Origin of the sequence: Aureimonas endophytica, assembly GCF_014642635.1 — a bacterium.
Taxonomy (GTDB): Bacteria; Pseudomonadota; Alphaproteobacteria; order Rhizobiales; family Rhizobiaceae; genus Plantimonas; species Plantimonas endophytica.
In genome coordinates this window covers 470,147-490,376 of sequence record NZ_BMIQ01000002.1, presented here as the reverse complement: position 1 = coordinate 490,376, position 20,230 = coordinate 470,147, and the positions used below count along the sequence as shown (strand labels likewise).

The window sequence follows — 20,230 nt, the reverse complement described above, 5'->3', positions numbered from 1 at the left end:
GCTGAGCCCCATGCAGACCGGCGTCCTGAAACCCGTCCTCGCGCTCTATACCGCGCTGTTCATCGCCTTCCTCTACGGCCCCTTCGTCGTGCTGGCGATCCTGTCCTTCCAGCAGGGGCCGGAAGGCGGCCCGCAATTCCCGATCGTCGAATGGTCGACCTACTGGTATCGCCACCTCTTCGGCCTCGTGCCGCCGTCGCGCATCGCGCCGCTGCCGATCGGCGACAGCCTGATCCGCTCGCTCACCCTCGCCTTCATGACGATGGTCGTCTCGACGCTGCTCGGCGTCGCCTCGGCGCAGGGCTTCCGCCAGCGCTTCAAGGGCTCCGGCCCTGTCTTCTATCTGATCGTCCTCGGCATGATGGTGCCGGGCGTCCTCGTCGGCCTCGGCACGGCGCTTCTGTCCAACATCCTTGGCATCGACCGCGCCTGGTGGGGCACGGCCTTCGTCCTCCACGTCGTCTATACCTATCCCTTCGCCTTCCTGGTGATGCTCGCGATCTTCAACCGCTTCGACCGCTCGATCGAGGAGGCCGCCTGGTCGCTCGGCGTCTCGCCGACGACGACCTTCCGCAAGATCACCTTCCCGGTCATCTTCCCGGGCGTCCTGTCGGCGATGCTCTTCGCCTTCACGCTCTCCTATGACGAGTTCTCGCGCACCCTCTTCACCTCGGGACCGAAGCTCACCCTGCCGCTGGCGATCTACGGCACCTTCGCCGTGGAGATCCATCCGAACGTCTTCGCCTTCGGTGTCCTCACCACCCTCTTCTCCTTCGCGCTTCTCGCCGTCTACGCCGTCCTGATGACGCAGTCGGTGCGGCGGGCGAAGCGCGTGCCGGCGGAGGCCGCCTGATGACCGCCTTCCAGGGAACCGCCCTCGTCACCGGCGCGGCCTCCGGCATCGGCCTCGCCGTCGCCGAGCGGCTGGCGGCGGACGGCGCGAGGGTGGTGCTGGCCGATCTCGACGCCGCCAAGGCCGAGGCCGCGAGCGCGAGGCTCAACGCCTCGGGCCATGTCACCGCCGCCACCGGCTGCGACGTCGCCGACGAGGCTTCGGCCGCGGCCGCGGTCGCCTTCGCGGCGGAGCGCTTCGGGCCGGTCGGGCTTCTCGTCAACAATGCCGGCCATGTGCATCAGGCGCGGTTCGAGGATCTCGCCGCCGCCGATTTCGACCGGATGATCGCGGTCCATCTGCGCGGCACCTTCCTGATGACGCGGGCCGCGCTGCCGGCCATGCTGGAGGCGGGCTCCGGCATCGTCGTCAACATGGCCTCGCAGCTCGGCCAGATCGGCGGCATCGAGCTCGTGCACTATTCGGCGGCGAAGGCCGGCATCATCGGCCTCACCAAGGCGCTGTCGCGCGAGGTCTCCGCCAGGGGAATCCGGGTGAACGCGGTCGCGCCGGGGCCGATCAACACGCCGCTGGTGCGCGCCCTGTCGCAGGACTGGCAGGCGAAGAAGCGGGGCGAACTGCCGCTCGGCCGCTTCGGCGAGCCGGAGGACGTCGCCGGCACCGTCGCCTTTCTCGCCTCCACCGACGCCGCGATCTTCGTCGGCCAGACGCTCGGACCGAATTCCGGCGACGTGATGCTCTGAAGGATTGCCTGCCATGACCGAAGCCTCCTCCCCCCGCATCGTCCTCGTCACCGGCGCCGGCATCGGCATCGGCAAGGCGACGGCCGAAGCCTTCGCGGCGGCGGGCGACCATGTGGTGGTCACCGATGTCCTGGCGGCCGAAGGCGAGGCCGTCGCCGCCGGCATCCGCGCCCATGGCGGCTCGGCCGAGTTCCGCCGGCTCGACGTCACCTCGACCGAAGGCGCCGACGCGCTCGTCGCCGAGATCGAGGCGCGGCATGGCGGCCTCGACGTGATCGTCGCCAATGCCGGCATCGCCCATCGCGTGCCGATCGCCGCCATGACCGACGCGAAATGGGACCACACCTTCGACGTCGATCTGAAGGGCATGCTGCGCGTCATCCGCCCGGCGCTGCCGAAGATGCGGGCAAAGGGCGGCGCCATCGTCTGCCTCTCCTCCATCATGGGCGTCGCCTATGGCTGGGACGAGCATGTGCATTACTCGGCGGCCAAGGCCGGAGTCGTCGGCTTCGTGCGCGGCCTCGCGGTCGAGCTCGCCAAGGACGGCGTGCGCGTCAACGGCGTCGCGCCCGGCTATATCCGCACGGCCCAGCTCCTCTCGGCCGAGAACTCGCTCGGCCCCGAGGGCGCCGAGAAGGCGGCCGCCTTCATCCCGATGGGCCGGCTCGGCGAGGCTTCCGACATCGCCGACGTCATCCTGTTCCTCGCCTCGCACGGCGCCCGCTACCTCACCGGCCAGGTGATCGCCGTCGACGGCGGCCTGCTCGTCGGCCGCTACTGACCCTTTCCGAGCCGCCGGCCGAGGGCGCCGGCGCTCGTCTTCCGCCCGTCCCTCGAATGGAGCCGAGACGCATGATCCGCAAAGACCTCGATCGACGCACGATGCTGAAGGGCACGGCCGGCGCCATGGCGCTGGCGCTCGGCGGCGGCACGCCCTTCCTCTCCTCGCGCGCGGCCCATGCCCAGGGCAGCGCCCTCGCCTCCGAGGCGCTGCGCACCACCGGCCTGTCGGTGACGGTGCAGGAGCGCATCCTGGAGGACTTCAAGAAGGCGTCCGGCGTCGGCTCGACCTCCGGCACCGCCGCCACCTTCCCCGACGCCCAGACCAAGATCCTGTCCGGCGCCACCGACTACGACTGCTGGGAAGTGATCGGCGAGCGCCTGCCGGCCATCACCATGACCGACCATGCCGAGCCGATCGAGGCGTCCAAGCTCAAGAACTGGTCGAACATCCGCGACACCTTCACCAAGGCCGATCCGAAATGGGACCGCTCGGCCCAGATCGTCGGCCAGATCTGGACCGACGAGAGCCAGTCCAATCTCTGGATGGTGCCGGCCGTCTACAACTACGACTCCATCGGCTACAATCCCGACGTCCTGTCCGAGGAGGAAGCCAATACCTGGACGGCGATCTTCGACGACAAGTACAAGGGCAAGTCCGGCCTCAACACCGATCCGCTGATCGCCTTCGGCCAGGCGATCCTCGCCATGAACTCACTCGGCCTGTCCAAGGTCGCCAATCCCGGCAATCCGACGCAGGCCGAGATCGACGAGGCGGCGAAGTTCCTCGTCTCCAAGAAGAAGGGCGGCCAGTTCCGCGCGCTCTGGGGCGATTTCGGCGAGCTCGTCAATCTCCTCGCCTCCGGCGAGATGGTGGTCTGCGACGCCTGGCAGCCGGCCGTGATGGCGGTGAAGGCGCAGGGCAAGGCCTGCCGCTACGCCGTGCCGAAGGAAGGCTACCGCGCCTGGGCCATCGGCCCCGCCATGATCAAGGGCACGCCCAACGCCGCCGCCGTCGCCGCCTATGCCGATTACTGGCTCTCCGGCCAGCCGGGCATCACCGTCTCGGAACAGGGCTACTACTCGCCCTCGACCAATATCAAGGACGTGATGGACCCGAAGAAATACGCCTTCTGGTACGAGGGCAAGCCCTGGGAAGGCGCCGCCGAGCGCGGCATCAAGGAGGGGGACCTCCGCGACGGCGGCTCGCTCGCCACCCGCGCCGCCAACGTCGCCTACTGGCACCAGTGGCCGGCGGAATACGACTACCTCATCCAGAAGTGGGACGAGTTCCTGAACGCCTGATCCGGCTTTTCGGACCGCGGTGCCCTCTGCGCCGCAGTCCTTTCGCCCGTTCCCGGAGAACCGCATGCTGCACGATCTCGAACTGATCCAGGTCGGCAAGACCTACGAGGACGGCACGGTCGCCGTCGCCGATTTCGACCTTTCGGTGGAGAAGGGCGAGTTCGTCGCCTTTCTCGGCCCCTCCGGCTGCGGCAAGACGACGACGCTGCGCATGATCGCCGGCTTCGAGACGATCACGCATGGCGACATCCTGATCAAGGGCCGCAATGTCAGCGAGCTGCCGCCCGAGCGGCGGCCGACCTCGATGATCTTCCAGAACTACGCCCTGTTTCCGCATATGAACGTGCGGCAGAACGTCGAATACGGCCTTGCCGTGCGCGGCATCGGCAAGGCGGAGCGCCGGCAGCGCGCCGGCCGCATCCTGGAGAAGCTCGGCCTCTCGGCCCTCGCCGACAAGCGGGCCGATCGCCTGTCCGGCGGCCAGCGCCAGCGCATCGCCCTCGCGCGCGGCCTCGTCGTCGAGCCCGACATCCTGCTTCTCGACGAGCCGCTCGGCGCGCTCGACGCCAATCTGCGCCGCGTCATTCAGAACGAGCTGAAGCTTCTCCAGAAGGAACTCGGCATCACCTTCGTCTTCGTCACCCATGCGCAATCGGAGGCGCTCGGCCTGTCCGACCGCGTGGTGGTGATGAGCAACGGCAAGGTCGAGCAGATCTCGGCGCCGCGCGAGCTCTATACGCGTCCCGCGACGCCCTTCGTCGCGGGCTTCATCGGCGCGAACGCCATTTTCGAGGGCGTCGCCGCCAGCGGCGCCTCCGGCGGGCGCTGCCGGCTCGACACGGCCTTCGGCCCGATGGAAGGCACCGGCGACGGCGAAGGGCTCGCCGGGCGCGGCGCCATCATCGCCGTGCCGGCCGACGCGCTGGACGTCCATCCCGCCGGCTGGCAGGGCGCCGGCCCGTTGAACCATGTCGCCGGCACCGTGCTCTCGCGCGAGGTGGTCGGCCATATCGGCCATCTCCAGATCGCCCTGCCCGGCCGCAGGCCCGTCGCCGTGGAAGCCCATGTCGACAAGTTCGAGACGCTGGCCGCCGGTCCCGGCGACGCGGTCGTCCTGTCCTGGGCGCCCGAGCGCTCCTCCGTCATCGCCGCCTGAGGGCGGCCCTTCTCCACGCCAAGAACCAAGGGAGACACTTGACCATGGCAAAGGAAATCCTCTGCGGCTTCGGCATCGATGTCGATGCCGTCGCGGGCTGGCTCGGCTCCTATGGCGGCGAGGACTCGCCGGACGACATCTCGCGCGGCCTCTTCGCCGGCGAAGTCGGCTCGCCGCGCCTCCTGAAGCTGTTCCAGCGCCTCGACATCCGGACGACCTGGTTCATTCCCGGCCATTCGATCGAGACCTTCCCCAACCAGATGAAGGCGGTGGCCGATGCCGGCCACGAGATCGGCATCCACGGCTATACCCACGAGAACCCGATCGCGATGACGCGCGAGCAGGAGACCGAGGTCCTCGACAAGTGCATCGACCTCGTCGAGAAGCTGTCCGGCAAGCGGCCGACCGGCTATGTCGCGCCCTGGTGGGAATTCTCCAACGTCACCAACGAGCTGCTCCTGGAGCGCGGCATCAAGTACGACCATTCGCTGATGCATGACGACTTCACGCCCTATTACGTGCGCGTCGGCGACAAGTGGACGAAGATCGACTATGCCGGCCGGCCCAAGGACTGGATGGTGCCTCTCGAGCGCGGCCACGAGACCGACCTGATCGAGATCCCGGCCAACTGGTATCTCGACGACCTGCCGCCGATGATGTTCATTAAGAAGGCGCCGAACAGCCACGGCTTCGTCAATCCGCGCGACATCGAAGAGATGTGGCGCGACCAGTTCGACTGGGTCTATCGCGAGATGGACTATGCCGTCTTCCCGATCACCATCCATCCCGACGTGTCGGGCCGGCCGCAGGTGCTCCTGATGCTGGAGCGGCTCTTCGAGTACATGAAGGGCCACGAGGGCGTGCGCTTCGTCACCATGAACGAGATGGCCGACGATTTCGCGGCGCGCTTCCCGCGCGCCAAGTAATAGCATAACAGAGCGGCCGGGCGGCGCGCGCCGCCCGGCCAGCATCGGGAGAGGAACTGCCATGTGCTCGCTCTGCGGCGTGCTCGGCGTCGAGACCCATTGGACGGATGCCGTAGCCCGGCCCGGCGTCTTCTCGCGCAACGAGGCGGCCCGCGAGCGCAAGCTGGAGCGCGCCCGGCGCATCCGCCTCGCCAACCGCGTGCTCGGCGCCTATCGCCTGACGCTGTCGGATTTCCAGGGCCGCGCCTATCTCCTGGCCACCGCCACGGGCAAGACCGAGGTGATCGAGACGCTGGCCCATCTCTGGCCGACGGCCGAGAAGCTCGCCGGCCGCCCCTTCGATCCCCTGGACGACGGGCTTCTCGCCCGGCTGGAGCGGGAGGCATGAGCGCCGCGCCCTTCATTCCGGTCAATCTCCTGACCGGCTTTCTCGGCTCGGGCAAGACGACCCTTCTCCACCGCCTCCTCCAGGACCCGGCGCTCGCCGGCGCCGCCGTCCTCATCAACGAATTCGGCGAGGTCGGGCTCGATCATCACCTGATCGAGCGGATCGACGAGACGACGGTGCTCCTTCAGTCCGGCTGCGTCTGCTGCACCATCCGGGGCGAGCTGTCGGACGCGATGCGCGAGCTCCTGTCGAGGCGCGAACGCGGCCTCGTCCCCGCCTTCGACCGGCTGGTGATCGAATCGACCGGCCTCGCCGATCCCTTCCCCATCTTGTCGACGGTGCGGGCCGACCCGGTCCTGTCGCATCACTTCACCCTCGGCAATGTCGTCGCCACCGTCGATGCGGTGAACGCCGCCGATCAGTTCGAGCGCCGCCCGGAAATGGCGAAGCAGGTGGCGGCGGCCGACCGCATCGTCGTCACCAAGGGCGATCTCGTGGCGCCGGAGGCGCAGGCCGCGCTTGGCCGCCACCTGTCCGCCCTGAACCCGGCTGCCGCCGTGGTCGATGTCCACGACGCCGCCTGGGACGCCGGCTGGCTGATGGTCGAGAGCGCCGAGACTGAGGATCACGAAACCCATCACGACCATCATGGCGGGCACCACGCGCACGGCCACGAGGACGGGCATGGGCACGGTGGCCACCACCATCATCACGGCCACGATCCGAACCGGCATGGCGAGACGATCCGCGCCTTCGCCGTCACGCTCGACCGCCCGCTCGACTGGACCGGCTTCGGCATCTGGCTGTCGATGCTGCTCAACCGCCACGGCGACCGCATTCTCCGCGTGAAGGGCATTCTCGATCTCGTCGGCGAGACCCGGCCCGTCGCCGTCCATGGCGTGCAGCATCTCGTCCATCCGCCGACCCATATGGCGGCCTGGCCGACGGAGCAGCGCTCGTCGCGCCTCGTCTTCATCGTCGACGGCCTGTCGGAGCCGCGCATCCGCGCCTCGCTCGCCGCCTTCATGGCGCTCGGCGAGCCGGCGATGGCCGAGGGCTCGCGGCCGGCCCTTGTGGAGGCCCGGTGAACGAAGCTTCCGGCCGGGAATTCCGCACCAGACGCAAGCTCGCCGCCCCGGCCGTGCAGACGGCCGGCAAGGCGGTGCTGCGCGTTCTCGGCACCGAGATCACGCTTCTCGAACAGCTGCGCCTCGCGGCGGAGACCGATCTCGGCATCAGGATCGTCTTCGAGAACCACGACTTCCTGAACGCCCAGCGCAAGGCGGCGCGCGAGCCGGACGCTTTCGACATCTACGACCAGTGCTTCCACAATCTCGACATCGTCTGGTACTGGCGCGCCGTCCAGGCGATCGACACGGCGCGGATCGAGCTCTGGGACGAGGTGTCGAGCCTCAGCCGCGTCGGCACGATCGGTCCCTCCGCCCCGATCGGCCATGGCGACGCGCCGGTGACCAAGCTCTATGTCCAGCCGGACCAGTCGCTCGGGCCGCAGCCCTCGCGCTTCATCTCCATGCTGCCGACGGTGCACAATTTCGACAGCTTCGGCTTCGACGAGGGCGTCGAGGGCCTCAGCCACGAGCGCGTCACCTCCTGGGCGGCCCTGCTCGATCCCGAATGGCACGGCCGCGTCGCCTTCGTGGACGAGCCGGCGATCGGCATCTTCGACGTGGCGCTGGCGGCGCAGTCCGCCGGCCTGATGCGCTTCGGCGATATCGGCAATCTCGCGCCGGAGGAGATCGACGGGTTGCTGGATCTCCTCACCGAAAGGAAGCGCGCCGGGCATTTCGCCGGCTGCTGGCGCACCGCCGCCGAGGCGACGGCCCAGATGGCCGAGGGCCGCTTCGCCATCGGCAGCCTCTGGTCGCCCTCGATCGCCGCGTTGAAGCGGATGGGCGTCCGGGTGCGCCAGGCGGTGCCGAAGGAGGGCTATCGCGCCTGGCATGGCGGGCTCTGCCTGTCGCGCCGCCTGTCGGGGCGCCAGCTCGACATCGCCTATGCCTATCTCAACTGGTGGCTGTCCGGCTGGCCGGGCGCCGTCGTGGCGCGCCAGGGCTATTACATGTCGGTGGTCGACCGGGTGCGCCCCAATCTCTCGCCGGCCGAATGGGCCTATTGGTACGAGGGCCGGCCAGCGGCGGCAGACCTGCCCGATCCCGACGGCGAGGTCTCGATCCGCCAGGGCGCCCGCCGCTCGGGCGGCTCCTACTGGAACCGCGCCTCGAACATCGCCGTGTGGAACACGACCATGGACGAGCACAACTACCTCGTCCGCCGCTGGGGCGAACTGGTGGCGTGAGGCGTCACGCGGCGCGCGGAAAGCGCGTCGCGACCATCGAGGGCCGTTCGCCTTCGCGGGCGAGGAAGGCGGCGAGGCGCGGGGCCTCGGCGCGCCAGTCGCGACAGACGCGGAAATCGACATAGTCGAGAAGCACCGCCGCTCCGAGCGCGTCGAGACGCGGAAAGGCGCCGTCGAACCTGTCGATCTCGGCTTCAAGCCGGGCGAACCCGCGCCAGAGGCGCGCCTCCAGGCGGGCGATGACCTCCGGGCTCCGCGCCGCCTCAAGCCGCGTCACCTCGCCCTGGCGGGCGACGCCGGCATCCATGATGCCGCAGACGAGGGCGAGCCGCGTCTCGAAGGCGCGGTCGAAGCCGGCGGGGAAGAGGCCCGCCTGCGGGCGCTCCTCCGCGAGGACGCGGCAGATCACCCGGCTGTCATAGACCGCCGTCCCATCCGCCGCGACGAGCGTCGGAATGAGGCGCAAGGGGTTCAGCGCGTCGAGAAAGGCCGCGCCGGTGACGGCGATCACCTCGATGTCGAGCGCGATGCCGGCCTCCAGCGCCGCCACTTCCACCATGCGCCCGAAGGGCGTCGTCGGTCCGGTCAGAAGGCGCATCGTCTCAGGCGAAATAGGGCCGCAGCGCCTCGTTGACGGCGCGAGCGAGCTCGACGGCGCCGGGCGTGTCGGAATGGACGCAGACGCAGTCGCAGCGCATCGGAACATCCGAGCCGTCGATCGCCGTCGCCTTGCCCTCGGTCATCACGCGCACCGCGCGGCGCGCCGCCTCGGCGGGGTCCTTGGCGTCGTGCTCGCGCGTGATGATCAGCTTGCCGGAGGCGTCGTAGTCGAGATCGACGTAATATTCGGCCATGAAGGGCAGGCCGCGCTCGCGATAGACCGTCTCGTGCAGCGTGCCGGCCATGCCGAGCACCGGCACGCCATAGGTTTCCGCCGCGTCGGCGATCGCATGGGCGACATGCTCGTGCCGCGTCGCCGCGCCGTAGAGCGCGCCATGCGGCTTGATATGGTTGAGCGGCAGTCCGGCGACGTCGAGAAAGGCCTTCAACGCGCCGATCTGGTAGAGAAGGCAGGCGGAGAGCTCGTCCCGGCCCATCACCATCTCGCGCCGGCCGAAGCCCTGGAGATCGGGAAAGGAGGGATGCGCGCCGACCGCGACGCCGTGCTCGGCGGCGAGCCGCACCGTGCGGCGCATCACCACCGGATCGGAGGCGTGGAAGCCGCAGGCGACATTGGCGATGTGGATATGCGGCATGATGCCTTCGTCGTCGCCGCAGCGATAAAGGCCGAAGCCCTCGCCCATGTCGCAATTGATCACGACGCCCATGTCGCATCCCCTCGCCGAACCCTGATGGGCCAAGCGTGGCGGCGGGGCGCCCTCCGGGTCAAATCGTATTAAGCGGAAGCCGGTATCGCAAAAACCGATGTCCGGTCCGGGCCGCCTTCCCCGGCCGCCGCCGCCGTCGCCGGCCTGCCGGGGCCCGCCCCGGCGACGGCGAAGCGCAGGAAGTCGCGAAAGGCCTCGGCCGGCGCCGGTAGCGCGGCCTCGCGCCGCCAGGCAAGGCCGACATCCATGCTCGGCACGTCGTCGTCGAGAATGCGCGTCTCGATCCGCTGGCCTTCCAGCGACCAGGGGCGATAGACCATGTCGGAGAGGATGGTGACCCCCATGCCGCCCGCCACCATCGAGCGCACCGCCTCGACCGACGAGGTGCGGAAGACGGTCTGCGGCTCGAGCCCGGCCGCCGACCAGTAGCGAAGCGCGGTGTGCTTCGCCTCGTCCACCGTCAGCATGACATAGGGATGGCGGGCGACGTCGGCGAGGCGCAGCCGCTCACGCCCCGTCAGCGGATGGTCGGGCGCCAGCCAGAGCCGGCGCTGCGACCGGGCAAGCACTTCGCTGGCAAGGGATTCGCCGTTGCGCAGATTCGAGACGAGGATGACGGCGATGTCGAGCGCGCCGTCGATGAGGGCCTGCTCCAGCACGTCGCGCGGCGCCTCGAAGAGTTCGACCCTGACGCCGGGAAAGCCCGCCTGGAAGCGGATCTGGTGGCGCGGCAGGAAATAGCCGGCGACCGTATAGGTCAGCCCGACCCGCACCGTGCCGGCGATGCGGGTCGCCGAAACGCGCGGGCCGCGCACGGCTTCGGCCACGGCGGCGAGGATCTGCCGGCCCTGCGACAGGAAGCGGCTGCCTTCGAGCGTCACGTTGACGCCCGAAGGCGTGCGGTCGAGCAGCCGGGTGCCGAGCACCGCCTCCAGCTGCTGGATCGCCGCCGTCACGGCCGATTGCGAGACGTTCAGCTCCACCGCCGCCTGGCCGATGCGCCCCGTCTCGGCGGCGGCGACGAAATAGCGGATCTGCTTCAGCGAAACCGACATTCCGTTCCTCCGATTCGGCAGCTTCGCCGCGAACATTATCGGAAAAACAGATGGGGCGGATTTCAAATTGCGATTTTACGGGCGGGCCGTCCTTTGCAACTCTCCGCCGACCGTTCCGAAATCCAAAAGGGCGACGAGTTTCCCATGACCGCGAAGACGATCCAGGCGCCGCTGCCGGGCACCTTCTACCGCTCCTCCGCGCCGGGCGAGCCCGTCTTCAAGTCGGAAGGCGACAAGGTGGCGGTCGGCGACACGATCGGCCTGATCGAAGTCATGAAGTCCTTCACGCCGATCCTCGCCGAAGAGGCCGGCACGATCCTCGCCTTCCATGTGGAGAACGAGGATGCCGTGATGGCCGGCCAGCCGCTCTACGATCTCGACGTCTGAGCCATGGGACTCTCGAAGATCTTCGTCGCCAATCGCGGCGAGATCGCCGTCAGGATCATCCGGGCGGCGCGGGAACTCGGCATCCGCACGGTGCAGGCGGTGAGCGCCGCCGACGGCGCGATGCTGGCGGCGCGGCTCGCCGACGAGACGGTCGCCGTCGGCCCGGCCCATGCGACGAAATCCTATCTCAACAAGGAGGCGATGGTGCGCGCCGCCGTGGAAAGCGGCTGCGACGCGGTGCATCCCGGCTACGGCTTCCTGTCGGAGAACGCCGAATTCGCCGAGAAGGTCGAGGCGGCCGGGCTCGTCTTCATCGGCCCGCGGCCGGCGACGATCCGCGCCATGGGCGATAAGGCGCGGGCGCGCCAGGAGGCGATGGCGGCGGGCGTTCCGACGGTGCCGGGCAGCGAAGGCACGGTCGAGGGCGTCGAGGCGGCGCGCGAGGCGGCGGCCGCGATCGGCTATCCGGTGATGATCAAGGCGGCGGCCGGCGGCGGCGGACGCGGCATCCGCGTCGCCCGCGACGAGGCCGAGCTGCTCCAGCTCATCCCGCAGGCCAGCGCCGAGGCGAAGGCCGCCTTCGGCGACGGCGGTCTCTATCTCGAACGCTTCATCGGCCGGGCGCGCCATGTCGAGGTGCAGATCCTCGGCGACGGGGAACGCGCCATCCATCTCTTCGAGCGCGAATGCTCGCTCCAGCGCCGCCGCCAGAAGGTCTGGGAGGAGGCGCCGGCCGCCTGCCTGTCGCCGGAACAGCGGCAGGCGCTCTGCGCCTCGGCGGTGCGGCTCGCCGAACGCGTCGCCTATCGCGGCGCCGGCACGCTCGAATATCTCTTCGACGAGACGACGGGCGAGTTCTTCTTCATCGAGATGAACACCCGCATCCAGGTCGAGCATCCGGTGACGGAAATGGTGACGGGCGTCGATCTCGTGCGCTGGATGATCCGCATCGCCGGAGGCGAGGCACTGACGCTCGCGCAGGACGAGGTGCGCCTGTCCGGCCATGCGGTCGAGGCGCGCATCTGCGCCGAGGACCCCGTCGCCGACTTCCGCCCGAGCCCCGGCACCGTGACGGGCCTCGAACTGCCGGGCGGCATGGGCGTGCGCTTCGACACGATGCTCTATCCGGGCTACGGCGTACCGCCCTTCTACGACAGCCTGCTCGGCAAGCTCGTCGCCCATGACGAGACGCGGGGCGCGGCGATCGCGCGGCTCGCCCGCGCGCTCGGCGAACTGCGCGTCGAGGGCCTGCCGACGACGCGCGACCTGCATCTGGCGCTCGCCGGCGACGAGGCCGTGCGCGCCGGCGCCTTCCACACCCGCTGGCTGGAGGATTGGCTGGCCGCCCATCCGCTGGCACCCGCCGCCCCATCCGCCTGAACGAGGGAGAACCGATGAAGACGCGCTACTCATTCGGCGGCGACGAGCACATCTTCGTCGAGGTCGACGAGGAAATGTCGCTGGAGGCCTTCTTCAAGAGCCTGTCCATGACGAATGCCGTCCGGGACAGCGGCATTGCCGGCATCACGGAGATCTGCCCGGCCAACGCCTCCTTCCAGATCAAGTTCGATCCCGACGTGATCGCGCCGGACGCGCTGCTCGCGGCGCTGAAGGAGTTCGAGGCGGCGGCGGAAGGCGCCGCCAAGACGATCGAGACGCGGATCATCGAGATTCCCGTCCTCTACGACGATCCCTGGACGCGCGAGACGCTGATGCGCTTCCGCGAGCGCCACCAGGACCCGGGCTCGACCGATCTCGAATATGCGGCGCGGGTGAACGGCTATGGCAGCGTCGCCGAGTTCATTGCCGCCCATTCCGGCACGCCCTGGTTCGTCTCCATGGTCGGCTTCGTCGCCGGCCTGCCCTTCATCTACCAGCTCGTCGAGCGCGAGAAGCAGATCGAGGTGCCGAAATATCTGCGGCCCCGCACCGACACGCCGAAGCTCACCGTCGGCCATGGCGGCTGCTTCGGCTGCATCTATTCGGTGCGCGGCGCCGGCGGCTACCAGATGTTCGGCGTGACGCCGATGCCGATCTACGATCCGAAGGGCGAGATCGGCTATCTGAAGGAGCTGATGATCTTCCGCCCCGGCGACATCATCAAATTCCGCGTCATCGACCGCGCCGCCTATGACGCGGCGGTGGCCGAGGTCGAGGCCGGCCGCTACGAGCCGAAGATCCGTCCCGTCAGCTTCTCGCTCGACGCCTTCCTCGCCGATCCCCAAGGCACCAATGCCAAGCTCCTGGAGGCGCTGCATGGCTGAGAGCGCGCAGATGTTCGAGGTCCTGAAGCCGGGCCTCGCCACGACGGTGCAGGATCTCGGCCGGCCGGGCTACTACCATCTCGGCCTGCCGGTTTCCGGCGCCATGGATCGCTTCGCGCTGATCGCCGCCAACCGCCTCGTCGGCAATCCGGACGGCGCGGCGGGGCTGGAGATCGTCTTTCTCGGCCCGGAACTGCGCTTCGAGGCCGACGCGCTCGTCGCCGTCACCGGCGCGGACATGCCGCCGAAGCTGGACGGCACCGAGCAGCCGGGCTGGACGGCCTTCCGCGTCCGGGCGGGCGAGGTCCTGTCCTTCGGCTTCCTGAAGGCGGGCGCCCGCGCCTATCTGGCGATCGCCGGCGGCATCGACGTGCCGGACGTGCTGGGCTCGCGTTCCACCTACGCGCTCGGCGCGCTCGGCGGCTTCGAGGGCCGCGCCCTGAAGGCGGGCGACCGCCTGCCGCTCGGCGCGGCGGCCGGAACGGGCCGGGAGGGCGCCAGCACGCCTTCCGAGCTTCGCCGCCCGGTCGGCGGCACCGGCCAGGTGCTGCGCGCCCTGCCCGGTCTCTACTGGCACCGCATCACGGAGGAGAGCCAGGCCGGCTTCTTCGAGGACACCTGGAAGGTGGCGCCCGAGGCCGACCGCATCGGCTACCGTTTCCGGGGCGGGCGCAAGCTCGACTTCGTGCCGCGCGAGCAACCCTTCGGCGCCGGCTCCGATCCCTCCAACATCGTCGACAGCTGCTATCCCTACGGCTCGATCCAGGTGCCGGGCGGCACGGAGCCGATCGTGCTCCATCGCGACGCGGTGTCGGGCGGCGGCTATTTCATGATCGGCACGGTGATCTCCGCCGACATGGACCTCATCGGCCAGTTGCAGCCGCATCAGCCGGTGCGTTTCGAGGCCGTGACGATGGAGGCGGCGCTGGCCGCCCGCAAGACGGAACAGGAGCGTCTCGCCCGTCTCTGAGGCCGCGCGCCGGCCGGCCCGTCAGCGGCCGGCCGTGCCCTGCCGTTGATCCGAGGCCGACGCGTGCAGCGCGGTCCGCGTCGCCTTCAGGCGCTCGGCCGCCAGCCGGGCGGCGGAGGCCGCTTCGCCGAGCGGCCGGTCGAAGAGATAGCCCTGCCCCTTGTCGCAGCCGGCGGCGCGAAGCATCGCCAGCTGCTCCTCCGTTTCCACGCCTTCGGCGACGATGACGAGATCGAGCCGCCGCGCCAGATCGCAGATCGTCTCGATGATCGTGGCGTCGTTCGAACGCGGGCCCGAGCCCCGGACGAAGCTCTGGTCGATCTTGATGACGTCGAAGGGAAAGCGCGTCAGATAGCTAAGCGAGGCATAGCCGGTGCCGAAATCGTCGAGCGCCGTCCGCATGCCGAGCGCCCGCATCTCGTCCAGCATGGCCCGCGCGGCGCCGTCGTCGCGGATTAAGGCGGATTCGGTGATTTCCAGCGTCAGCCGCCCGGCGGCGACGCCGTGGCGCCGAAGACTCGTCGTGATGCCGGGCAGCAGCAGCGGATCGGCGAACTGGCGGGCCGAGAGATTGACCGCGATGCCGATCTCTTCCGGCCATTCGGCGGCGACGCGGCAGGCCTCGTCGATCACCCAGCGGCCGATCGGAAGGATGAGCCGCGTTTCCTCGGCGATCGGGATGAACTCGGCCGGCGAGATGGCGCCGCGCTCGGGATGATGCCAGCGCAGGAGCGCCTCGAAGCCGCGGGTCTCTAAAGTTTCCAGGGCGAGGATCGGCTGGAAGGCGAGGCCGAGCTCCTCGCGCCGCAGGGCATGTTCGAGATCGGCGGCCAGCGTCTGGCGCGCCAGATAGCCGCGCTTCAGCTCGGCATGGCAGAGCCGCAGGCCGGAGCGGCCGTTCGCCTTCACGTCGTAGAGCGCGAGGTCGGCATTCTTCAGAAGCTCTTCCGGCTGCCCTTCCCCGCCTTCCAGCGCGGCGACGCCGATGCTGGCCGAGGCCGAGATCGTCGTGCCCAGGATCTCGAAGGGCGGGACGAAGGCGTCGAGGATACGGATCGCCGCCCGTTCCGCTTCTCCTTCGGCGCCGTCGCTCAGGAAGATCGCGGCGAATTCGTCGCCGCTCAGCCGGGCGAAGAGCGCCGCGTCGGCGAGCGCCGGCCGCAGGCGTTCGGCCACGGCGACGAGCAGCCGGTCGCCCGCCGCATGGCCCAGCGTGTCGTTCACATGCTTGAAGTGGTCGAGATCGAACATCAGCACGGCGAGCCGGCCCGGCCCGCGCCGCCGCTCGAATTCGGTGGCGAGGACGGCGTTGAAGGACAGGCGGCTGGCGAGCCCGGTCAGCGTGTCCTTCTCGGCGAGATCGCGCGAGCGCCGCCGCGCCCGGCGCAGCAGCGTGACGAGCGTCAGCCCGCAGGCGAGAAGCCCGGCGATCTCCAGCAGCAGGAGCCAGAAGATGTCCCGCAGCTTGCCCTCGTTGGTCGCGATGCGGTCGGCGGTGGCGGAGGTGGTGAGGGCCGCGAGCCGCGCCGCCTTGGCGTTCAGCGGCTCGAAGGCATGCAGCACCGCCGTCGCGTCTCCCGCCGAGCGGAGCGCCTCCATGCGCGGCGTCACCTCGGCGACGACCCGGCGGATCTGATCGATCAGGAGCAGCGCTTCAGGCGTGTCGCCGCGCACGCGGCTGGATTCGCGATTGGCGAGAAGGTCCGTCCGGTTCTGGAGGATCTGGAAGCGCAGCGCGACATCGTCGTCGCCGACCTGCGAGCCCGGCAGGAAGCGCTGGGCGAGCGCCGCCTGGAGCCGCGCGAGTTCCGGCGCCGTCGTCAGCACCTCGTAGACGACGTTGTTCTCGGCCGAGCGCGAGATGCGCTGCATGTAGTGAACGCTGGCGAAGAGCATCCAGATCGCCGCGAGGCCGAGCCCGGCCGTCAGGACGAGAAGCGGAATCTCCCAGCGATCCTCCCGCTGCGGCATCGTCGCGGTCAGAGAATGTCGAGGCGGGCGATCTGCCAGGCGCAGCGCATGTAGTAGCTCTGCTGCTGGAGGCGCCGGTCGTCGTCGAAGGGATAGAGGATGAAGAGCGGCCCCTTGTCGCTGACGGGCATCGGCTTGCCTTCCCGCCGGCTGGCCAGGATAACGCCGTCCTCGGCGAGGCCGGCCATCGGCACGTCCGCGACATAGTCGTTCAGCGCCGTCGCGCGGATGGTGGTTCCCTCCGCCCCGACCGCCGCCATCAAGGTGGCGAGCGGCACGCCGTCCCATTGCATCACTCCTTGCGTCCAGGGCGTCGAGGTGACGAGGCGCCGGGTGCCGAGGCCCTCCAGCATCGCCAGATCGAAGACCGCCTCCTCGCCCTCATTGCGGGTGGCGATGCGGCCGCCGATGCGCAGGATCGGCTTGGCGCCGGGAAGCGGCAGCGCCGAGGCGCGGGACGGGGGCAGGACGGCGGCGGCGCCGAGCCCGAGACCGGCGGCAAGGACGAATCGGCGTGTAGGACCTGGAGTCATGGCGGCGAGCCTTTGCTGTCATCCAATGACTAGCGGCCCAGCCTGAAGGATTCGTAATTGGAATCCAGACACTTAGATACCCGGCAAAGGAGGCCGGCGCAGCGTTGCCCACGGTCGCCGGGTGGTCTCACCGCCGGGCCGATCTTCGCCCGGCCCGCCCCCCGCATGCCGTAAGGCTGGTCCGAGCGTGGAGCACCGGCGCGATGCCGGCCCGCGCGGCGCCATGTCCCGTCCCCTTGCGGCACAATGTTCCACGTCGTGGCGGAACGAAGTTCGCCCGCTAACCTTAGCTGGCAGCCGATCCACCCTCTCGCGTGTCCGAATGCTGCAGCGTCTCGACAATCCGCCTCGCCCGGTCCTCTTCTATCTCCATGCGCTCGGCTCCAGCCGCCGGGCGATCGAGGCGGTCGGCGCGCGGCTGGAGGCGGAATTCGAGGTCGTCGGCATCGATCTTCCCGGCTTCGGCGACGCGCCCGCCGCCCTTGGCCTGTCGGTGGCCGAGATGGTGGCCCATGTCGCCGGCGCGATCCGCGCCCATGGCGCGACGCGCTGGCTGCTCGCCGGCCACAGCATGGGCGGCAAGGTCGCGACGCTCGTCGCGGCACGGGCGCTCGCCGGGGATGCGGGCCTTTTCGGGCTCGCCGGCATCGTGCTTCTCGCCGGCTCGCCGCCTTCGCCCGAGCCGATGGACGAGGCGCGGCGCGAGCGCATGCTCGGCTGGGCGAGCGCCGGCCCGCTCGACCCCGCCGCCGCCCGCGAGTTCATCGACGGCAATGTCGGCGCCGCGCTCGATCCGCGCCACGAGGCGCTGGCGACCCGCGATCTTCTGCGCACGACGCGCGAGGCCTGGCTCGCCTGGCTGGAGCGCGGCAGCCGCGAGGACTGGTCGGCGGAAGCAGGCCGTCTCGACCTGCCGGCGCTCGTCCTCGCGGGCGGGGAAGACGGCGATCTCGGGCCGGACGGCCAGCGCCGCGTCAACGGGCCGGTCTATCCGCGCGCCCGGTTCGAGGTTCTGGAGGGCGCCGGCCATCTCCTGCCGCTGGAGCGGCCCGCCGAGGTGGCGGAGGCGATCCTGCGCTTCTGGCGCCGGGAGGCCGGCGCGGGACCGCGCATTCCGACCGATTTCGCCCGGCTGATCGCCTCCGACCGCGTGAGCGCGCGCAGCCGTGCGATCCTCGCCCGGCGGGCTCTGGCCGACGATCCCGATTACCGGCCGAAGGCGCTGACGACCGCGCAGCTCGACACCCTGCGGGCCGTCGCGGCCCGGACCGTGCCGCAGGACATGGGCGGCGCCGCGATCGACCTCGCCGCCCGCGTCGAGGCCGGGCTCGCCTCCGGCAAGGGCGACGGCTGGCGCCTCGCGGCGCTGCCGCCGGATGTCGAGGCCTATCGCGCCGCGCTGGACGGGCTCGCCGATTTCGGCGCGCTCGGCGAAGCGGAACAGGACGCCCGTCTCGCCGCGCTCGTCGCCGGCACCTTCGAGCCGGCGGCCGGCGGGCTTTCGGCGGCGCAGATGCAGGGCTGGTTCGCGGATGCCCGCACCGATCTCGTCCGGCAATGGCTCGCCCATCCGGCGACCATGGCGCGCATCGGCTTCGACGGTTTCGCCAATGGCGGCGACGGGCCGCGCAAGCAGGGCTTCGAACGGCTCGCCGCGGGCGAGCGCGAGGGATGGGAGCCGGCCATGGAAGGCGTGCGATGAGGCTCGACGCCATGCGCCATTACGGCGAGGACGAGGTGGTCGACGCCGTCGTCGTCGGCACGGGCGCCGGCGGCGCGCCGCTTCTCGCCATGCTGGCGGCGCGCGGCCTGAAGGTCGTGGCGCTGGAGGCCGGCGCCAATTTCGCGCCCGGCGACCATGTGCCGGACGAGATCGAGGGCTGCGACATCAACTGGATGGAGGAGCGGCTGAGCGCCGGCGAGACGCCGACCGCCTTCGGCCCCAACAATAGCGGCCAGGGCGTCGGCGGCTCGACCCTGCATTGGGGCGCCTTCGCCCCGCGCCCCGACGCGGCCGACCTGACGCTCCGCACCACCACCGGCGAGGGCGAGGACTGGCCGATCGGCCATGCCGAACTCGTCCGCTATATCGAGAAGGTCGAGGCCTTCATCGGCGTGTCCGGCCCCGCCGACTATCCCTGGGATCCCGGCCGCCGCTACGCCCTGCCGCCGCCGAAGCGCAACGCCTCGGCCGACATGATGCTGCGGGGCTGCGAGGCGCTCGGGCTGCGCGCCACCGACGCGCCGGCGGCGCTCGTCTCGCGCGACTTCGCGCAGGAGGGCGGCGCGGCGCGCCAGGCCTGCGTCAATTGCGGCTCCTGCCACCAGGGGTGCCGCAACACGGCGAAGGCCAGCATGGACACGACCTATCTGCCGCTCGCCGTCGCCAGGGGTGCGGAGATCCGGCCGGACGCGCGGGTGCACGGCATCGAGCGCGATCGGACGGGCCGCGTCACCGGCGTCGTCTACCGGCGGCACGGCATCGACCGCCGGCAGCGCTGCGCCCATCTCTTCCTCAGCGCCGGCGGCGTCGAGACGCCGCGCCTCCTCCTGCATTGCGGCCTCGCCAATGCCAATGGGCAGGTCGGGCGCAACTTCATGGCGCATGGCGCGACGCAGGTCTGGGGACGGTTCGAGACGGAGATGCGCGGCTATCGCGGCTATCCGTCCTCGCTCATCACCGAGGACATGCGCGGCCCGAAGGATGCCGGCTTTGCCGGCGGCTACCTGATCCAGAGTCTCGGCGTCATGCCGCTGACGCTGGCGACCACCATGGCGCGCGGCGCCGGGCTCTGGGGCGAGCGCCTCGTCGCGGCGATGGACGACTATCGCTTCATGGCGGGCGTCGGCATCAATACCGAATGCCTGCCCTACGAGGGCAACCGGCTCGAACTTTCCGACGAGCTTGACGCCTTCGGCATGCCGAAGGCGAAGGTGAGCTTCGGCTTCGGCGAGAACGAGAAGGCCATCGACCGCCATGCCACCGGCGTGATGCGCGCCATCGTCGAGGCGGCCGGGGGCAAGGACATCAAGGTCCTCGCCCGCAGCGCCCATACGATCGGCACCTGCCGGATGGGGACCGATCCGGACCGCGCCGTGGTCGATCCCGACGGCCGCAGCTTCACGGTCGATAATCTCTGGATCTGCGACAACTCGGTCTTCCCGAGCGCGCTCGTCGCCAATCCGGCCCTGACGATCATGGCCCTGTCGCTGCGCACGGCCGAGCGCTTCCTCGGCCGAGCCTGACCCCCTCC

Annotated in this window: 20 protein-coding genes; 15 read left to right on the top strand and 5 right to left on the bottom strand. The window is 70.0% G+C overall.

From position 1 onward, the window contains the following. The first annotated feature begins 10 nt into the window (after positions 1–10). The 9 genes from IEY14_RS08575 to IEY14_RS08535 all read left to right on the top strand — a co-directional run bounded on the left by IEY14_RS08575 (position 11) and on the right by IEY14_RS08535 (position 8,468). Positions 11–853, top strand: a complete 843-nt coding sequence (locus IEY14_RS08575; protein WP_188907792.1) for an ABC transporter permease — start codon at positions 11–13, stop codon at positions 851–853. Continuing rightward, the gene (locus tag IEY14_RS08570; RefSeq protein ID WP_188907791.1) at positions 853–1,596 is read left to right on the top strand and encodes an SDR family NAD(P)-dependent oxidoreductase; all 744 of its coding nucleotides are present in this window, start codon (positions 853–855) and stop codon (positions 1,594–1,596) included. The genes IEY14_RS08575 and IEY14_RS08570 overlap by 1 nt, the downstream gene beginning before the upstream one ends. 13 nt (positions 1,597–1,609) lie before the next feature. Further along, positions 1,610–2,377 carry an SDR family NAD(P)-dependent oxidoreductase gene (locus IEY14_RS08565; RefSeq protein ID WP_188907790.1) on the top strand — a complete coding sequence of 256 codons (768 nt, stop codon included), beginning with the start codon at positions 1,610–1,612 and terminating at the stop codon, positions 2,375–2,377. Positions 2,378–2,448: 71 nt separating this feature from the next. Further along, positions 2,449–3,681 carry an ABC transporter substrate-binding protein gene (locus IEY14_RS08560; RefSeq protein ID WP_188907789.1) on the top strand — a complete coding sequence of 411 codons (1,233 nt, stop codon included), beginning with the start codon at positions 2,449–2,451 and terminating at the stop codon, positions 3,679–3,681. A 64-nt stretch (positions 3,682–3,745) separates the two neighbouring features. Further along, complete coding sequence (locus IEY14_RS08555; RefSeq protein WP_188907788.1) at positions 3,746–4,837, top strand: ABC transporter ATP-binding protein; 1,092 nt, start codon at positions 3,746–3,748, stop codon at positions 4,835–4,837. Between the two features lie 44 nt (positions 4,838–4,881). After that, the gene (locus IEY14_RS08550) at positions 4,882–5,763 is read left to right on the top strand and encodes a polysaccharide deacetylase family protein (RefSeq protein ID WP_188907787.1); all 882 of its coding nucleotides are present in this window, start codon (positions 4,882–4,884) and stop codon (positions 5,761–5,763) included. 61 nt (positions 5,764–5,824) lie between these two features. Continuing rightward, the gene (locus IEY14_RS08545) at positions 5,825–6,151 is read left to right on the top strand and encodes a hypothetical protein (protein ID WP_188907786.1); all 327 of its coding nucleotides are present in this window, start codon (positions 5,825–5,827) and stop codon (positions 6,149–6,151) included. Then, complete coding sequence (locus tag IEY14_RS08540) at positions 6,148–7,239, top strand: CobW family GTP-binding protein (protein ID WP_188907785.1); 1,092 nt, start codon at positions 6,148–6,150, stop codon at positions 7,237–7,239. Before IEY14_RS08545 ends, IEY14_RS08540 begins: the two co-directional genes overlap by 4 nt. After that, a complete protein-coding gene (locus IEY14_RS08535) occupies positions 7,236–8,468 on the top strand; it encodes an ABC transporter substrate-binding protein (RefSeq protein ID WP_188907784.1) in 1,233 nt (410 codons plus the stop codon). The genes IEY14_RS08540 and IEY14_RS08535 overlap by 4 nt, the downstream gene beginning before the upstream one ends. A gap of 4 nt (positions 8,469–8,472) precedes the next feature. On the opposite strand, the gene IEY14_RS08530 is transcribed toward IEY14_RS08535, so the two are convergent. The 3 genes from IEY14_RS08530 to IEY14_RS08520 form a co-directional block, all read right to left on the bottom strand. Then, positions 8,473–9,066 (bottom strand): glutathione S-transferase family protein, encoded by a 594-nt coding sequence (locus IEY14_RS08530; RefSeq protein WP_188907783.1) that lies wholly within the window; start codon positions 9,064–9,066, stop codon positions 8,473–8,475. A gap of 4 nt (positions 9,067–9,070) precedes the next feature. Continuing rightward, positions 9,071–9,796, bottom strand: a complete 726-nt coding sequence (locus IEY14_RS08525; RefSeq protein ID WP_188907782.1) for a LamB/YcsF family protein — start codon at positions 9,794–9,796, stop codon at positions 9,071–9,073. Between the two features lie 68 nt (positions 9,797–9,864). Then, complete coding sequence (locus IEY14_RS08520) at positions 9,865–10,851, bottom strand: LysR family transcriptional regulator (RefSeq protein WP_188907781.1); 987 nt, start codon at positions 10,849–10,851, stop codon at positions 9,865–9,867. A gap of 144 nt (positions 10,852–10,995) precedes the next feature. Between IEY14_RS08520 and IEY14_RS08515 the strand changes: the two genes are divergently transcribed. Genes IEY14_RS08515 through IEY14_RS08500 form a run of 4 tightly spaced genes read left to right on the top strand, consistent with a single transcriptional unit; the run spans position 10,996 to position 14,472 of the window. Continuing rightward, positions 10,996–11,238 carry an acetyl-CoA carboxylase gene (locus IEY14_RS08515; RefSeq protein ID WP_188907780.1) on the top strand — a complete coding sequence of 81 codons (243 nt, stop codon included), beginning with the start codon at positions 10,996–10,998 and terminating at the stop codon, positions 11,236–11,238. A gap of 3 nt (positions 11,239–11,241) precedes the next feature. Further along, positions 11,242–12,618: an acetyl-CoA carboxylase biotin carboxylase subunit gene (locus IEY14_RS08510; RefSeq protein ID WP_188907779.1), complete on the top strand. Its 1,377-nt coding sequence runs from the start codon at positions 11,242–11,244 to the stop codon at positions 12,616–12,618. A gap of 14 nt (positions 12,619–12,632) precedes the next feature. Beyond that, positions 12,633–13,502: a 5-oxoprolinase subunit B family protein gene (locus IEY14_RS08505; RefSeq protein WP_188907778.1), complete on the top strand. Its 870-nt coding sequence runs from the start codon at positions 12,633–12,635 to the stop codon at positions 13,500–13,502. Further along, positions 13,495–14,472 carry a 5-oxoprolinase subunit C family protein gene (locus IEY14_RS08500; RefSeq protein WP_188907777.1) on the top strand — a complete coding sequence of 326 codons (978 nt, stop codon included), beginning with the start codon at positions 13,495–13,497 and terminating at the stop codon, positions 14,470–14,472. Before IEY14_RS08505 ends, IEY14_RS08500 begins: the two co-directional genes overlap by 8 nt. Before the next feature lie 21 nt (positions 14,473–14,493). Here IEY14_RS08500 and IEY14_RS08495 read toward each other — a convergent pair whose 3' ends face one another. Both IEY14_RS08495 and IEY14_RS08490 read right to left on the bottom strand, forming a co-directional pair. After that, positions 14,494–16,443, bottom strand: coding sequence for a putative bifunctional diguanylate cyclase/phosphodiesterase (locus IEY14_RS08495; RefSeq protein WP_188907776.1), 1,950 nt, complete (start codon positions 16,441–16,443; stop codon positions 14,494–14,496). 8 nt (positions 16,444–16,451) lie between these two features. After that, positions 16,452–16,976, bottom strand: a complete 525-nt coding sequence (locus tag IEY14_RS08490; protein ID WP_188907775.1) for a putative pterin-binding protein — start codon at positions 16,974–16,976, stop codon at positions 16,452–16,454. Positions 16,977–17,298: 322 nt separating this feature from the next. On the opposite strand from IEY14_RS08490, the gene IEY14_RS08485 reads away from it, so the two are divergent. Together IEY14_RS08485 and IEY14_RS08480 are read left to right on the top strand one after the other, a co-directional pair. Then, positions 17,299–18,678 (top strand): alpha/beta hydrolase, encoded by a 1,380-nt coding sequence (locus tag IEY14_RS08485; protein WP_188907774.1) that lies wholly within the window; start codon positions 17,299–17,301, stop codon positions 18,676–18,678. Further along, entirely contained in the window at positions 18,675–20,222 is a 1,548-nt protein-coding gene (locus IEY14_RS08480; protein WP_210318316.1) for a GMC family oxidoreductase, read from the top strand. The genes IEY14_RS08485 and IEY14_RS08480 overlap by 4 nt, the downstream gene beginning before the upstream one ends. Positions 20,223–20,230: the final 8 nt, after the last annotated feature.